Source organism: Bacillus sp. YKCMOAS1, assembly GCF_030268125.1.
GTDB classification, from domain to species: domain Bacteria; phylum Bacillota; class Bacilli; order Bacillales; family Bacillaceae; genus Bacillus; species Bacillus safensis.
Genome location: NZ_BSEI01000001.1, coordinates 842952 through 859743 on the forward strand (window position 1 = coordinate 842952; position 16792 = coordinate 859743).

Annotated in this window: 13 protein-coding genes and 1 pseudogene; 6 read left to right on the plus strand and 8 right to left on the minus strand. The window is 41.2% G+C overall.

The genetic code is table 11. The annotated features are described in order from the left end of the window. Nucleotide 1 precedes the first annotated feature (1 nt). Together QSJ46_RS04320 and QSJ46_RS04325 are read left to right on the plus strand one after the other, a co-directional pair. Nucleotides 2–2068, plus strand: a complete 2067-nt coding sequence (locus tag QSJ46_RS04320; RefSeq protein WP_285604331.1) for a beta-galactosidase — start codon at nt 2–4, stop codon at nt 2066–2068. Between the two features lie 284 nt (nt 2069–2352). Then, on the plus strand, nt 2353–3681 hold the full coding sequence (locus QSJ46_RS04325) for a CitMHS family transporter (protein WP_285604332.1): 1329 nt from the start codon (nt 2353–2355) through the stop codon (nt 3679–3681). Nucleotides 3682–3722: 41 nt separating this feature from the next. On the opposite strand, the gene QSJ46_RS04330 is transcribed toward QSJ46_RS04325, so the two are convergent. From QSJ46_RS04330 to QSJ46_RS04365, 8 genes and pseudogenes are all read right to left on the minus strand, one after another. Continuing rightward, nucleotides 3723–4151 carry a DUF4064 domain-containing protein gene (locus QSJ46_RS04330; RefSeq protein ID WP_107162819.1) on the minus strand — a complete coding sequence of 143 codons (429 nt, stop codon included), beginning with the start codon at nt 4149–4151 and terminating at the stop codon, nt 3723–3725. 24 nt (nt 4152–4175) lie between these two features. Then, on the minus strand, nt 4176–5126 hold the full coding sequence (locus QSJ46_RS04335; RefSeq protein ID WP_047203730.1) for an ABC transporter permease: 951 nt from the start codon (nt 5124–5126) through the stop codon (nt 4176–4178). Further along, the gene (locus tag QSJ46_RS04340; RefSeq protein WP_224929917.1) at nt 5123–6052 is read right to left on the minus strand and encodes an ABC transporter ATP-binding protein; all 930 of its coding nucleotides are present in this window, start codon (nt 6050–6052) and stop codon (nt 5123–5125) included. Before QSJ46_RS04340 ends, QSJ46_RS04335 begins: the two co-directional genes overlap by 4 nt. Nucleotides 6053–6291: 239 nt before the next feature. Then, a pseudogene (locus QSJ46_RS19640) lies at nt 6292–6808 on the minus strand (tubby C-terminal domain-like protein). A 251-nt stretch (nt 6809–7059) separates the two neighbouring features. Continuing rightward, nucleotides 7060–7398, minus strand: coding sequence for a zinc ribbon domain-containing protein YjdM (locus QSJ46_RS04350; protein WP_024423969.1), 339 nt, complete (start codon nt 7396–7398; stop codon nt 7060–7062). A 92-nt stretch (nt 7399–7490) separates the two neighbouring features. Further along, entirely contained in the window at nt 7491–8630 is a 1140-nt protein-coding gene (locus tag QSJ46_RS04355; protein WP_224929919.1) for a glycerate kinase, read from the minus strand. A 30-nt stretch (nt 8631–8660) separates the two neighbouring features. Then, the gene (locus QSJ46_RS04360; RefSeq protein WP_285604333.1) at nt 8661–9932 is read right to left on the minus strand and encodes a GntP family permease; all 1272 of its coding nucleotides are present in this window, start codon (nt 9930–9932) and stop codon (nt 8661–8663) included. A gap of 118 nt (nt 9933–10050) precedes the next feature. After that, nucleotides 10051–11163: a CdaR family transcriptional regulator gene (locus QSJ46_RS04365; protein WP_047203734.1), complete on the minus strand. Its 1113-nt coding sequence runs from the start codon at nt 11161–11163 to the stop codon at nt 10051–10053. A gap of 160 nt (nt 11164–11323) precedes the next feature. Here QSJ46_RS04365 and QSJ46_RS04370 point away from each other — a divergent pair, with 160 nt between their 5' ends. From QSJ46_RS04370 to QSJ46_RS04385, 4 genes are all read left to right on the plus strand, one after another. Continuing rightward, complete coding sequence (locus QSJ46_RS04370) at nt 11324–11974, plus strand: TetR/AcrR family transcriptional regulator (RefSeq protein ID WP_285604334.1); 651 nt, start codon at nt 11324–11326, stop codon at nt 11972–11974. A 69-nt stretch (nt 11975–12043) separates the two neighbouring features. Continuing rightward, nucleotides 12044–13297, plus strand: a complete 1254-nt coding sequence (locus QSJ46_RS04375; RefSeq protein ID WP_107162812.1) for an MFS transporter — start codon at nt 12044–12046, stop codon at nt 13295–13297. Continuing rightward, nucleotides 13294–15618, plus strand: a complete 2325-nt coding sequence (locus QSJ46_RS04380) for an FtsX-like permease family protein (RefSeq protein WP_285604335.1) — start codon at nt 13294–13296, stop codon at nt 15616–15618. Before QSJ46_RS04375 ends, QSJ46_RS04380 begins: the two co-directional genes overlap by 4 nt. A 16-nt stretch (nt 15619–15634) precedes the next feature. Continuing rightward, nucleotides 15635–16396, plus strand: coding sequence for an ABC transporter ATP-binding protein (locus QSJ46_RS04385; RefSeq protein ID WP_212039531.1), 762 nt, complete (start codon nt 15635–15637; stop codon nt 16394–16396). Nucleotides 16397–16792 lie beyond the last annotated feature (396 nt).

Below are 16792 nucleotides of genomic sequence, written 5' to 3' on the forward strand. Positions count from 1 at the left end.
AATGGGAAAGCGTTACCCACTCGTTCACCCAAATGTGAAAGGCTTTTTGCATGGTGGCGATTACAATCCAGATCAATGGCTCCATATGCCAGAGATCATTGACGAAGATTTTCGATTAATGAAGCTTGCACACTGTCAAACATTCTCCATCAACATATTCGCATGGAGTAAGCTAGAGCCAAAAGAAGGTCAATATGACTTTGCTTGGCTGGATGACATTATGGACCGCTTGGCAGCGCAGGGGGCACACGCCATTCTCGCTACGCCAAGCGGGGCAAGACCTGCTTGGCTGTCGCAAACATATCCAGAAGTATTGCGCGTCGAAGCGAATCGTCAGCGTAACTTACATGGACTGCGCCATAATCATTGCTTCACCTCTCCGGTTTATCGAGAGAAAACGAATACACTCAACCGGCTGCTTGCGGAACGCTACAAGGATCATCCAGCACTGATCATGTGGCACATTTCAAATGAGTACGGCGGCGAGTGTCATTGCGATCTTTGCCAGGAAGCATTTCGAGACTATTTGAAAAACAAATACAATCATGATCTTGAGGCTTTGAATCAAGCATGGTGGACAGGATTTTGGAGCCACACGTATAGTGATTGGTCACAAATCGAGTCACCCGCACCACACGGGGAGCACATGATTCACGGCATGAACCTGGATTGGAAACGCTTTGTCACAGCGCAAACGATTAATTTTTATCAAAATGAAATTGAACCGCTGCGGGAATTGACGCCTCATATCCCAGTAACCACGAACTTTATGGGTGACTATCCGCATATGCGTCCATTCCTTGGGCTGGATTATCATCAATTTGCTAAAGAGGTCGATGTGGTCTCATGGGATAGCTATCCTTCTTGGCATAGCGGCAGAGAAACAACTGCCGAATTAGCATCGAACGTCGCCTTTGTACATGATTTGTATCGTTCATTAAAGGACGGACAGCCGTTTCTCGTCATGGAGAGTACGCCGAGCCTTGTGAACTGGCATGAAGTGAACAAGGTCAAACATAAAGGCATGGCACACCTTTCTGCCATGCAGGCCATTGCCCATGGATCAGACTCCGTGCTTTATTTCCAGTGGCGGCAAGGCCGAGGCGCCTCTGAGAAATTCCACGGTGCCGTTGTCGATCATTCCGGTCATGAACATACGCGCGTGTTTCAAGAGGTGGCTGATCTAGGAAAACAACTGGAGCAGTTGCAGCCAATTGCGGGCACATCCGTTCAGCCAGAGGTTGCCATCATTTACGATTGGGAAAACCACTGGGCCATTGATGATGCGCAAGGCTTAAATAATACAAACAAACGCTATGTAGAGGCTTGTCAAACTCACTATCGAAGCTTTTGGAAAAAGGGCATCCCTGTTGACATTGTCGGAATGGAAAAGGATTTCTCATCCTATCGTGTGCTCATTGGGCCAATGCTCTACATGATCAAACCAGGCGTTGCAGAAAAAATTGAAGCCTTTGTCAAAGCGGGCGGCATTTTTATTGCGACGTACTGGAGCGGCATGGTCGATGAAAATGACCTCTGTTTCCTCGGCGGTTTCCCTGGTCCTCTCCGTCATGTACTTGGCATTTGGGCAGAGGAAATCAACACATTGATGCCAGATGAACATGTGTTAATGACGACAGGGAATGGACGCACCTATCATGTCGGACAATTTTGCGAATCCATACATCCTGAAACGGCCTCTGTACTAGGGCATTTTGAGAATGGCTGCTACGAAGGACAGCCAGCCCTGACTGTCCGTTCATTAGAAAAAGGGAAGGCATACTATATGGCCTCAGAAAATGAACAGGTTTTTTATGATGAGTTTTACGAAGACCTTATCGCAGGTATTGGCATACAGCCCGTCCTATCCACTGCAATTCCAGAAGGAGTCAGCGTACAAAAACGAACAGACGGTACGCAGGACTATGTGTTTTTGATGAATTTTACAGAAGAGCAGCAGAACATGTCACTAGATTCAGAGGCAAGCTATGAGAATATACTGACTGGCCAGCAAGTGCCTGAGCAGCTTCAACTTGATCCTTACGAGTACGTAATCTTGAAAAAATAATTGAAAGAAGCGTCCATTTATTGGGCGCTTTTTGATTTAAATAAGTATATATACCTATATTTACTGCTGTGAATTTATTAGTTATTTTTCATCTAAATTTTTTTGTAATATTTGATGCCGCATTATGACTGGTCTCTCCATCCTTTTTTACCATTGTATAGGTATGAAAGCGGTTGCTTCATACTCATAAATTTGATAATCTTTTTTTTCAATGCACCTGTGGGAGTGCATTGAATGAAAAGAATAGATAAATGTAAACGGTTTATTTGCAGGGGGAGGGGCTTATGTTAACGTTTGTTGGATTGATGATTATTTTAACGATTGTTGTGCTGCTGATTTGGGGGAAAGCAAGTCCAATTGTCGCCATGGTCATGGTGCCTTTAATAGGGGCACTCATCGCGGGATTTGGGATCAATGACATTCAAACCTTCTTTGAGGAAGGGATTATCAAAGTATTGCCGGTGGCGACCATGTTTATCTTCGCCATTTTATTTTTTGGCATTTTGCAAGATACAGGGTTCTTTGAACCTGTAATTAAAGCTTTAATCAAGCTGACAAAAGGAAATGTTGTCACAGTTGCAATGGGAACTGCTTTGATTGGGGTTATCGCACACTTAGACGGAGCAGGGGCTACGACCTTTTTATTAACTGTACCTGCACTGCTTCCGCTTTATAAAAAATTACATATGAGTCCTTATTTGCTGCTGTTATTAATCGGGACGAGTGCCGGATTAACCAATATGATTCCATGGGCAGGACCGACTGGACGGGCAGCAAGTGTCCTAAATATGGATCCCTCTGAACTGTGGGTGCCGCTCATTCCAATTCAGCTCATAGGCGTTGTGCTCGTATTAGGGATGGCATTCATTTTAGGAAAAAGGGAAGAAAAACGAATTCGGGTGAAAATTGCTGTAAATGAAATAGCTGCGGTTCAACTAGAAGGGGCAGATTGGGATCGTGCCATTCAGTCTATTAGTGAAACGGGAGACGCCTCTTTAAAGCGTTATCATCTCATCTGGGTCAACCTCATCCTATTTGTATCTGTTGTCGTGCTTCTTGTGTTGAACGTGATTCCTGCTAGTTTTATGTTTATGATTGGCCTGTCACTGGCACTATTGATTAACTTTCCGAATGTGAATCTGCAGATGGAAAGGATTAAGGCACACGCACCTAGTGCACTAATGATGGCAGCTGTAATTTTCTCCGCAGGTTCTTTTTTAGGAATTCTTGAAGGCACAGGGATGCTGAAAGCCATTGCTGTGGACAGTATTCACATTTTACCAGCCTTCTTGCTGCCATTTTTACATATCATTGTTGGGCTGCTTGGGGTGCCGCTGGATATGCTGACAAGTACAGATGCTTATTATTACGCCCTTCTGCCAATTGTTGAATCCATTACATCTGAAGTTGGCGTACCAGGCACTTCTGCGGCATATGCCATGATGATTGGGAACATCATCGGAACCTTTGTCAGCCCGCTTGCTCCCGCTGTTTGGCTCGCTGTAGGTCTTGCAGGGGTTGATATGGGGAAACACATCCGCTACTCCTTCTTTTGGATGTGGGGATTCAGTATTATCCTTCTGTTCGTAGCGATGCTGATTGGCATCATTTAAAAAGAAAGACATGCGCGGATATGCGCATGTCTTTTCTATCATTATGAAGGATATTCACTTGTGTGAATGTCTGTATTCGGCTTTCTAATAAGAGACATTAATCCAATGATAAACAATAGAACCATTGGAGCGAATGCAAGGCCAACTGTTCCAATTAAAAGAGTCACAGCAGAAACCAAGAAAAGAATACCTGATAGCACAGCACGGCGGTCAGTTTTCAAGAAAATCACACCGACAATCGACAGCACAGCCGCAATTGCGGAAACGACCATGAACTGAGTACCAAATGCCTGAACCGAAGCCTGAAGCGTTTCGATCGGCAATGTTTCCCCTTCCTCTTTTAACACTTCATTGATTTCATCATAAAAAGATGGACCCACAGAAAGGATTAATGCCCCAAACCCAACACCAATGGCATTGAGGACAATACTAATAATCCCCATAATTTTTTCACCTTTACGTTTAATCATGTGTAAACCTCCTAAAAAGTTAAATTAACCTGTTTTCACTTCACGCTTTTGGAAGACAATTAAGGCAATGGCTAAGAAAATAGCCCAATAGATGACTAGGACGATTAATGAGAATCCTAGAGACATACCTTCGATAAGAGTAACCTGTTCCATAAAGTATTGGGATGGATCGTTTGCAAATAACAGATATTTTGACCAATCAAAGAAGAGCATTAAAATACCTGTGACTGATCCACCCACAATATACGCTAACACACTAATGGCAATGGAGATAGCTTCACTTCTAAATACTGTAGAAATGGCGAACGAAAGGGTTCCCAAAACGACAAACATTGCACAATGAGCAAGATAATAATAGACCATATGGGCAAACTGCGAACGTTCAATCACTTCACCATTTTGATAAACCAAATTCACATAATCAGTGTTAAGTCCAAAGAAAATAGCACCCAAAATGAATGACAAGATAAATAGCACCACAACAAGTAAAAGAGCATACAGCTGCACCGTAATATATTTAGATATTAGGATCTTTAGCCTTGATGGTGGACGAATCAATAATAATTTAATTGTACCATGCTTGTATTCAGCCGACACAATGGTGGAAGCAATAATGATCACAAACACACCGACAAGCTGAAGTAAATTGGCGTTTGTTTTCACATAGTCCCATACACTGTCGCTAAACTGATCAGCTGGCGGCAAGCTATGCTTGATTCGATAATCATTAATAGCGATCTCTTTTTCAAGCTCTCTTTTAAAGAAACCATTTTCTGTCTCTTTGAGCTCCCTCTTGTTTTCCTTATTCATCATTTCTAGCTGGGTTTTCCAATCACCTGAAGCTTGATCTTTGTCATTTGTTTTCACTACAAAGATTAACGTGGCAACCATACCTAATACAAGAAGCCCAACCATAATCCAAGTACCAACACGATAACTGATCTTCATCCACTCGTTTTGAATGAGGCGAATCATACGTCTGCCTCCTTTTTACCTGTTAAGCTTAAGAACTTATCTTCTAAGGTTTGTTTTTCGATTTTGATTTCGTACAAATGAATAGACGCGCTGCTCAAATGACGAATTAATTCTGGCATTTTTTCTTCTGGCATAGAGAAGAATAAATACTGCTCCTCTTCTCTTACAGTGACGCCTTCCTCAAATGCACCAATGAGCTTCTGTGCTTCTTCAAGCTCCCCGGCTGCTACCTTCATTCGATAATTAACCAAATCATCCTGCTTCGTCTCAGCACGCTGATCCTCAATGGCAACTAGCTTTCCTGTTTGGATAATTGCAAAGCGATCACACATCAATTCCATCTCTGACATGAGGTGACTTGAAACAATAACAGCCAGCCCTTCTTCCTTCGCAAGCCTTCTCAAGTAATCTCGTATCATTCGAATCCCCTCAGGATCAAGTCCATTGGTTGGTTCATCTAAGATAAGCAGTTTCGGTCTATGTATGAGTGCCTGCGCAATGCCCAATCGCTGTTTCATTCCTAATGAAAATGTACGCACACGTTTATGTTTCACATGCTGTAAGCTGACTAGCTCTAACAGCTCATCAATTCGCGCTTCATCCACTTTCCCATTCATTCTGGCAAAATGAACAAGATTTTGTCTTGCGGTTAAGTGATTATACATTTCTGGGTTTTCAATAATGGCACCGACATCTTGGATGGCATGCTGATAGGAGGTTTGAATACTATGACCATTAATCAGAATGTCACCAGATGTAATGGGAGAAAGACCGACCATCATACGAATGGTTGTTGTTTTCCCTGCACCATTTGGTCCTAAGAAGCCAAAGACTTCGCCCGCTTGGACAGAAAAACTCAAGTCTTGAACAATCTTTTTCCCGCGAATATGTCTAGATACATTATGCAGTTCTAAAACGTTCGTCACGTTACCTCTCCTTCTTTGTCTAAGTATCATCTATCATTCTATTTCTTGATAAACACCATGATGCGTCAAAAATAGAAGAATACTTCCATATGGTACAGCAATGCCCAAAAGTTGTGAAGGGGATTAGCCAAAATTTAGCGAATCATCTGCCTTTTTTAAGGTTGGGTTAAGGTAATGATTTAAAATACTGTTTATAGAATGTGGGATTCAACATGATGATGCACTTATGGGATCCCCGCTTACTCTCTTAACATAAATATATAATAGAGGCATGCAATAAGATGTAAAGATAAGTCACCCTGCTTTTTTTCAATACTAACTGTTGCAGGAGGTATTATTTTATCGTATGTAATTTCAGCTATCGTCTGCTCTGAGTTTTCTAATCTAACACGTCTATTGGAAAAATCTTTCTTTAGATAGTATATAGTATCATTTATTATTAATTTCATCGTTGGATTTATTTTAATTTTAGTTCTATCTTCTAATAATAACCTTCCTTTATCTTTACATTCTATCACCCAATTTGAACGTAACATTGATTGGAGAGATTTATTTTCAATAGCCTTTACAATTAGAATTCGAATCCATTACTTCAACATTCACATAAAACTCATCAAATATGTGATCAATCAACTTTTCAACTTTGTTTGTATAAAATCTTTTTATAAATCCAATGGTGATTTCTTCTTTATTACTAATTGGTATACATTTGGTCGTTTTTTTGATCACAGGCTTCTTAAAATATCCAAACTCCATTTTTATCTCCCATTTATTTTTAGACTCAATTAATTTATGAAATGATAAGCTTAAATTATTCCAATAATATATACGGATATTCCTTTGAATAGTTCCTCATCATTTTAAAAACTGTATAAAAATATAAAACACCTAATTTATTAAGGGATATGTTTCCTTTAACAATTTAGGTGTTTTTTGTACAACTGCAACATTCTTATACTTATTTCTTGCTCAGATTTAGCAAGTTCTAATAGTATAACTTTTCTTGTTTATATCTTCTTCACAAACTCTGATTTTAATTTCATTGCGCCGAAGCTAGGAATTTTACAATCAATGTTATGATCGCCTTCCACTAAACGAATGCCTTTGACCTTCGTTCCTATTTTCAAAACGGATGAAGAACCTTTTACTTTTAGGTCTTTAATGACAGAGACCGTGTCCCCATCACTTAACAGGTTCCCATTCGCATCTTTGACAACAAGCTGTTCCTCTGCCGCTTGTTCTTGTTCAAGTGACCATTCATGCGCACACTCAGGACAAACCAGCAGACTGCCGTCCTCGTATGTATAAGGTGAGCTGCACGAAGGACAATTCGGTAGATTAGACATTTTTGTTTCCTCCAACTTTCTACATCATTTATATCGATTTTACCACATTTCTATAGAAGGAATGTGATAGAAAAGGAAACATTTTTCATCGTTTACTTTTTTATTCCAAATTCTAACACAGCTGCGATATTCCGAGCTGTTCTCTCTACATGAAGATTCGCATCGTGTATCGCCTCAGAAAGAGAGGTAATACCTGGAACAATACTAAAAAGTGCATCAATTCCATGATCATGTACGACTGCACTGTCTTTTGAAAGAGAGCCTGCGATGGCAATCACGGGCAGATTATACTGCTTCGCTGCTTTGGCTACGCCGATTGGCGTTTTTCCATAAATGGTCTGCCGATCAATTCGGCCTTCTCCCGTAATGACAAGGTCTGCCTCCTTGATGATGTCATCAAAATGAACAGCTTTCAGCACAATATCGATTCCTCTTTGCAAATCTGCTTTTAAAAAGCCTAATAAACTCGCACCAAGTCCTCCTGCTGCTCCTGCCCCTGCTGCATCTTCAAAGGATACATTGAACTGCTTTTCAGCTACTCGTGCAAAATGAGCTAGGTTCTTGTCTAACACTTGAACCATTTCTTCATCTGCTCCCTTTTGAGGACCGAAAACAGCAGACGCTCCTCTCTCACCTGTTAAAGGATTATCCACATCACAAGCCGCCTCCAGCCGGACGGATTGCAGTCTTGGATCGAGTCCAGATAAATCAATTGAAGCTAATTGATGAAGTACCCCGCCGCCTGACGTCAGTGCATGTCCTGCTTTATCAAGGAAAGCTGCACCTAATCCTTGCATCATCCCAACACCGCCATCATTTGTTGCACTTCCGCCAAGCCCAATGATCACATGCTTCGCTCCTTTATCCAGCGCTGCAAGTATTAATTCACCAGTTCCTCTCGATGTCGTCCATAACGGATTACGTTTTTCTCGCGGAACAAGGTGTAATCCAGAGGCTGCAGCCATCTCTATGACAGCAGTCTGACTGTCTCCTAACATGCCAAAAAAAGCATCCACAGGCTCACCAAGCGGACCCGTGACCACTTGATGAACAATGTGCCCGCCCGTCGCATCAACCAATGATTGAACAGTCCCCTCTCCGCCATCTGCCATTGGCAGTTTGATATACTCTGCGTTTGGCAAAACAGAACGAAATCCTCGTTCAATGGCACATGCTGTCTCATAAGCAGACAAACTTTCTTTAAATGAATCTGGTGCGATCACAATTTTCATCCTATCAGCCCCTCATTTCTTATCATGTCCTCAGCCAAACAGCTGGAAAACGCCAAAAATAATGGTCGATACAACGGTTAACGTCAAACCGATTAACGATTCAAAAGGCATGAGCTTTAAACGCTCTTTAATATCCATTTGAACACTTCCTGCTGTTGCATGGAAAAAGCTCCCGTGCGGCATATGGTCAAGCACTGTTGCGCCAGCATGAATCATGGCTGCCCCTGAAAGAGCAGACACACCAAGCCCAATCAGTGTTCCGCTAAACACACCACTCGCTACCGCAGTGCCTGCTGTTGTCGAAGCAGTAGCGGCTGACATAAATATCCCTGAAGTTGGTGCAAGTAAATATGGAGGTAAACCCGATGCATCAAGTGCCTGAATAAACACATCTTTTAAGGAAGAATTCGATACGATTCCTGCTAATGTACCTGTCCCTAATAACATAATCGCGACACCTGACATTTTATGAAGCCCTGACATCGCATAATCATTGAGACATTTCCCTTTTTTCATGAAAAGAGCGCCTACAATCCCTCCAATTGGTAAGGCGATCATTGGATCTATATTGATTTGAAAAAGCGGCCTTAAAGCCAACAATAAAATGGTAACCAGTGGACCAGCCAGTGCTTGAAAAAAAGCAGGTATTTGAACTTTACTTTGTCCGGTTTCCTCCTCAAGAACAGGTGTCCCTTTGTTTGCAAGCTTTTTAGCTAATACATATGTAACCGCCAGCCCGAACACAGCCGGAATGACACCTGCAGCCATCATTGAAGTCAGAGGTACACCAAAAGCATCTGAAGCGGCAATGGCATTCGGATTCGGTGACATGATATTTCCTGCCTTCCCGCCTCCAATCATAGCAAGGAGAATTCCCGTTTTTGAGAGCTTTGCGCGTTTGGCAATGGCTAGTGCGATGGGCGCTACCGTAATAACCGCAACATCTACAAACACGCCCACTGTTGTTAAAATCATCGTTGCAAGTGCGAGTGCTAATAGTGCCCTCGCCTCACCAAGCCTTCTCACGATGGCCTCAGCGATCGATAACGCTGCACCCGACTCAATGAGAACACCAGCCAGTACACCTGCCGCCATAATTCTAAGGACAGCTGGAATCATGTCCTTAGCACCTTCCATCATGACGTTGACGGTCTGAACAATATCTACACCGCCAACCAAGCCACCTATAAATGCACCTGCCAGCATGCCATAAGCAGGTGATACTTTTCTTAGAATGAGAACAATCGCGATCACAAGCGCCGCCATGGCTCCCAAAGTACTTACCGTTACATCTCCACTCATCCTCAATCCCCCTAAAAATATCTTTCTCCAATTGTAAGCGTTTACCCAAAGGGATTGTGTTGTGAATCTGGATGAACTTTTTTCATTTATCACTCTACTCAATTGTGCATTTGCATAATCAAGATAGTTGATTCATTAGCTGCGCCATATAAAGCTCGATTAACTGTTTTACATGACGAGGGTCTTTTCCAGTCAATTCTTGAATTTTGTCTAAACGATAACGCAATGTATTCCGATGAATAAATAAACGATCAACAATGCTCTGCAAATCTCCGCCCTCTTCAATGTAAACCCTTAATGTATGGGCGAGCTCTGCTTCTTGTGTCAGCGGCTTGTAAAAGTCAGTCCATCTACTTTTCTTTTGAGCAATTCCCGCAATCATGAATAAGCTTTCCAGCTGATAAGACTCAAAGAAATACATGCTTTCTTCCGGATCAAGAGCCTTCCCTAATTTCAGAGCTTCTCTCGCATGCTGAAAAGAAATTGGCAGCTGGCTGATGTCGTCAGAGACAGTCCCTATCCCCACTAGCACCTTGCCTCCTATTGCTCTTTGCATTGTTCTTTGCAGATGACCTGCCACCTGCTTTAATTGATGTTCAGGTATGGAATGACTTAAAAGAATCAATTCATGACAAAAGGTCATACCAAGTAAATCATCCGCCTTCTTATCATATTGAATCGCATGCATCAATTTATGCACAGCATCCTCTGAGGATGGAACTGGCTGAAAAACAATAGCCCTTCGGCGCTTGTCTAAATCCATTCCCAGCCAAGCAGCTCGATTTTTCAGCTGATGATCCCCAACATCAGAATATGAAATCAACTGATTGACAATTTCACTTTCTATTCGATGACGCCATTGAACCCGTTCGAGCAGAAAAGATTGCTCTAACACCAGTTCAGCTGCCATTTTCACCAGCTCGGCATGATGCCGAATGTCCTCTGGCTCACCAGTAATCCCAATCACACCAACTACTTGTTCATGAAAGCAAATGGGCAGGTTGATCCCCGGTCTCACTCCTTCTAAGCGCAAGGAGGTCTCCTGGTCAATTTCCACACTGTTCCCGCTTGTCAGCACAAGTCGTGCACCATCATGTTTCTGGCCAATCCTGTTTCGTTCACCAGAACCAATAATGACACCATCTGCATTCATCACATTGATGTTTTTATGTAAAATATGCATCGTACGTTCAACCATTTCTTGAGCCAATTCACTGGTTAAAAATTGCATGAGTCATCTCTCCTGAAGGTGTTTTCATTCAATGTATCATAGTGTCTTTGAACAATAAATGCAAAGTGTTTAAAAACCAGCCATTGACAAAGACACCCTAAAAAGTGTTTAATCAAATCAAAGACCGACCGACAGTCTAGTTAAAAGAAAGGATGGCTTTATGAGAACCGTTAAACATCCTGAGGAACGTAAAAATGACATATTAAACGCAGCAGAAGCGCTTTTTTCAACCAAAGGCTATCAGAAAACAACGATTATTGACATATTAAAAGCCGTTGGCATTGCAAAAGGCACCTTTTATTACTACTTTGCATCCAAAGAAGAAGTAATGGATGCCATTATTGACAGGATCATCAAGGAAGATATCATTGTGGCAAAGCGTATAGTAGCTGAGCCAGACCTTCCAGTCGTTGACAAACTATTTCGTATCATCATGGCGCAATCACCTCAGCAAGGAAGCCATAAACAGGGGATGATCGATCAGTTCCATCAGCCTTCTAATGCAGAAATGCATCAAAAAAGCTTAATCAAAGCCATTAAAGAACTATCACCAGTATTGGCAGATGTCATTCAGCAAGGTGTAGAGGAAGGGACATTCAAAACGAAGTATCCGCAAGAGACGGTTGAATTCCTTCTTGCTTCTGCACAGGTCATATTTGATGATGGCCTGTTTCAATGGACAGCCGATGAAAGTATACAACGCGCTTTAGCTTTTATCGATATACTTGAATCCTCATTGCATGCAGAAAAGGGTAGCTTTTCCTTCTTGCTGAAGCGATTATCTGGTGAGCAGGATGAAAATAATCAGTGATTGGTCACTTCAATACCAATCCTGCATACATTATAGACTGACGGTCGGTCTAAAAGGAGAGTGATATTTATGAATGTATTATTCAAAAGAGATTCATCTCACTTTATCTACCTCGTTCTCGGACAGATTATTTCCGTTTTCGGATCTTCTCTCATTCGATTTGTTCTATCTTTACATGTGCTTGATATGACACAACGAGTTGATTTATTTGCCTTACTTTTCGCTTTATCCAATATCCCGTTCCTTCTCTCCCCATTAGCTGGTGCAATCGCTGACCGGTTTAACAGAAGGAACTTGATGATTTTATTTGACGTCCTCGCCGGCATCATGATTCTGGCTTTTTATTTCTGGTTACTATCTGGAAATGATTCACTCTACATGATCGGAGCTGTTATGATACTTCTTGGTGTGATGAGTACGTTTTATGCACCTACTGTGATGTCCAGCATTCCACAGCTAGTGAAAGAAGATCAATTAGAACAAGCGAACGGCATCGTCAATGGCGTTCAGGCACTTTCAGGTGTTCTCGCACCTGTTATCGGTGGTGTTCTATACGGAATGATTGGAAGTCAATTCATTATAGGTGCCAGTGCCATCGTATTTTTCCTATCTGCGTGCATGCTCTTACGTTTAAAAATACCCTTCTCCTCTAGTCCGCTGACAGATTCTATGGGCAAAGTGCTCATAAAAGATATGAAACAAGGATTTTCTTATATCGGCAGCCAGCCGTTTCTAAAAAGAACCATGCTGCTTGCTGCAATGTTAAATTTCATCCTTACACCATTTTTTATCGTAGGTGGCCCAATCATTTTAAGGGTCACAATGAAAACCAGTGACATCATGTATGGAGTAGGAATGGGCTTGATTGAGTTCGCTGTCATCGCAGGTGCTCTGCTAGTTGGACTTGTAGCGAAGCATTGGCGCATTCCTACTTTATATCGCTGGATGCTTGTCATCGCCATCATCCTGCTGCCTGTGGCGTTCTCAACATCGACTATGGCTCTACAATTTGGCACTTATCCAGCTTATTTTCTCTTTTTAGCAGGATGTCTTCCAATTGCTATGCTACTTACAATGATCTCGGTCGTTGTGATATCACATATTCAAAAGAAAACACCAAATCACCAATTAGGAAAAGTGATGGCCAATCTAACAATGGTTTCTCAATGTGCAGTTCCGCTTGGTCAAATGATGTATGGGTTCTTGTTTAATACGTTTTCAGCCAACATGTATGTGACTGTGTTAATCGTCAGTGTTTTCATGTTTGCCCTAGCCTACCTAACAAAAAATATGCTTCAACATGAAGGGGAATCAGCCTCATGAGATTCGCCTTTATAAAGAAAGACTTAACTCGCCACCGTCTTATTTCAATTGGTTTAACTATTTGCATCATGATGACTTCATTTCTCGCAGCAAGTGCAGCTCAAATGACAGTACAGCTGAATGGCTCCATTTCTGACCTGCTCCATTCTGCTAAAGCGCCAGACTTTGTCCAAATGCATGACGGCGACCTAAATGAAAAAGACATTGAAGCATTTTCAAGGAAGCAGTCCATGGTAAAAGCTCATCAAATCGTCCCAATGATACCAATTGAACATGCAAACATCAGGTTCGGACATGAGCCTGCCAAAGCAGGTGTGATGGATCATTTATTTGTGAAGCAAAATCGCAATTTTGATTTTCTTTTAAATCAACAAAACGAAAAGCTCACGGTCAATAAAGGTGAAGTAGCTGTCCCAATTTATTTTCAACAAAAGTATCATCTCAACATAGGTGAAACGTTACTGATTGAGAAAGGAGCTAATCAATTCACCTTTCGCATCAAAGCGTTCTTGCGAGATGCACAAATGAACCCCAGTCTAGTCAGTTCAAAAAGATTTCTTCTTCATAACGAGGATTGGGATGCAATAAATCATGTGTTTCAACAAAAAGAGTACTTAATCGAATTTTTACTGCATGATGCCGCGCAGACAGATGCTTTTCAAGCAATCTATCAATCATCACAGCTACCACAACAAGGCCCAGCTGTCACACTGCCTTTGCTGCGTATGCTGAATGCATTGACAGATGGAATGGTCATTGCCATTCTCCTGCTTGTTTGCATACTGCTCATAAGTATAGCCCTTCTCTCACTCCATCTTGCTATGACGGCTTCTATAGAAGAAGATGAACGTGAAATTGGCATACTGAAGTTAATTGGGATTCCTTTAACAAAAATTAAGCAATTATACGTTGGAAAATATGCCGTGCTTGCTTGTGCAGGATGTATAGCAGGCTATGTGTTAACACTTATATTTGATGATATGTTTACGGCCAATATTCAGCAATACATGGGGAATCAGCCTTCTTTTACTCATTTGTTAATCCCGCTTTTTGTTTCTATTGTGACGGCAATGATCGTCATCTCTTGCAGCTATGCTGTCCTAAGAAAGTTTGGTCAAATATCAGCTGCTCAAGCCCTTCAAGGTGGTATCCATTCATCGAATCATAAGAAAAAAATACCTATGCACCTCAAGAAAAGCAGGTTCATACCGATCCATATATGGCTTGGTTTAAAAGACCTGATATCACGAAAGAAGTTGTACACAACGATTACTTGTATTATTGCACTTTGTACATTTTTAATGCTGATGCCTATTCAGCTATGGCATACTTTACAATCACCGGACTTCATCACATACCTTGGCTCTGGTAAAAGTGACCTTCGAATTGATATACGCCAAGGAAATCAACTAACGAAAAATACAAACGAGATAGAATCAATGATTCGTGAAGATCGGAGCATTCAAACAGCAGCCATCTATGAGACTGCTTCTCTTCAGGCGAAATCAAAGGAGAATTCATTAGAAACGCTCTATTTAGAAACAGGTGAGCTCTCAGCATTTCCCCTCACCTATTTACAAGGGCGGCAACCTTTTAAGAATGATGAAATTGCCTTATCCGTGTTAAATGCAGATTCACTTCAGAAAAAGATTGGAGAAAGAATCACTCTCGTAACTAACGGGCATGAAACCCAAAGAACGGTGACAGGTATTTATCAGGACGTCACCAATGGAGGCAAAACAGCAAAAGCAATATCACAGCCATTTCCCCAATCAGCTCTTTGGAAAACCATTCAAATCCAACTAAAACCAGGAGTAAATATTGCAGAGAAAAAGGCGATATTTGAAAAAAAGGCATCTCCTGCAAAAGTGACAGATATGAAAGAATATGTTCATCAAACGATCGGCAGCACAGCAGCTATCGTAAAAGTCGTTGCATTTTTTGCTACATTAGCTGCTTTTGGAACCGCCAGCTTAATGCTATTCATGTTTCTGCACATGTTAAAGGCGAAAGATTCAAGCCGGAACAACATGTTAAGGACAATTGGATTTTCTATAATAGATATAACAGCACAATATATAACAAGTTTTATCGTTGTTCTCTCTTTTGGCGCTTTTATTGGAACAATCGCGGTCAATACAATTGGTCCTGCTTTGATGAGTATAGGTGGAGCATCATTAGGGGTGTCGAGCCTCCAGTGGCTGTCACCGCAATGGGTGTCGGTTGTGTATCCACTCATACTATTTATTGTCAATTTAGCTTTGATCGCCTGGTTATTGAAGACGTTTTTTTCTAGTCAAACGACAAGGCATACACTTTAATAAGGAGTTGTTTCACATGGAACACTTGATTGAAACGAAGCGATTGTCATTGCATATCAATTCATTAAAAGGACAGAAACAAACGATTCTTAAGGATATACATTTATCGATAAAGCGTGGGGAATTCGTGACCATTATGGGACCTTCTGGATGTGGAAAAACATCCTTACTTTATCAGCTTAGCGGCATAGAAACAGCTTCAACAGGAGAGATCAAATATAAAGGCCGATCACTATCAGAAATGACAGAAAAACAGTTAAGTGCTCTGCGCTTAACTGAGATGGGATTTGTCTTTCAGCACAGCCACTTATTAAAAAATCTTAATCTATTTGACAACATCATTGCAGCAGCTTATTTAGCAAAGAAAAAGCCAAGACAAGAAGTCAATGAACGAGCTCAATATTTAATGGAAAAACTTGAAATTGATCATTTGGCAAATAGATATTTGACAGAAGTATCGGGAGGACAGCTTCAAAGAGCCGCTATCTGCCGAGCGCTCATGAATGAACCAGACATACTTTTCGCTGATGAACCAACAGGTGCTCTTAATTCCAGTACAACAAAGGAAGTAATGAATGTTTTTTCAAGAATCCACTCTGAAGGAGCAACACTGCTACTTGTCACACATGACCCCAAGGTGGCTCTTCGTTCTGAAAGAATCATGTTTATGAATGACGGAGAAATGGCAGACAGTTTACAATTAGGAAGATATGACCATTCAACTGTCGAGAACCGAGAAATGAGATTAAATCAATGGCTGCAAAATTTAGGTTTTTAATTTAAGTCAAACAGGCAGGAAACTGCCTGTTCTACTTTTTCTGGCACTCAAACGAGTAATCCATAGACAAACTATTTGTTTCTAAGATAATTTTGCCGCCAGCTTGTTGACAAGATTCTGTCAGCAGCTCAATTTCTTTGCTATAAAAGTATCTCTTTGACATATATAGAGTCACTAAAACAAGTAACAGAGTCGTGATAATGACTGTGATTTGTCTGTTTAAGCTTTGAAATCTTTTTTTCATTTCAACATCCTTTCTAAAGGGTCGGAGTTTTTGTTTTATACTTACTTTTGTCGTCATCTATCAATTTCTTATCTCATGATCTAGCAACATCATACCTGATTTTCCTTCCTAGATCGACCTTCCATTTTCCCTTTGAAATAACTAAAATTTCT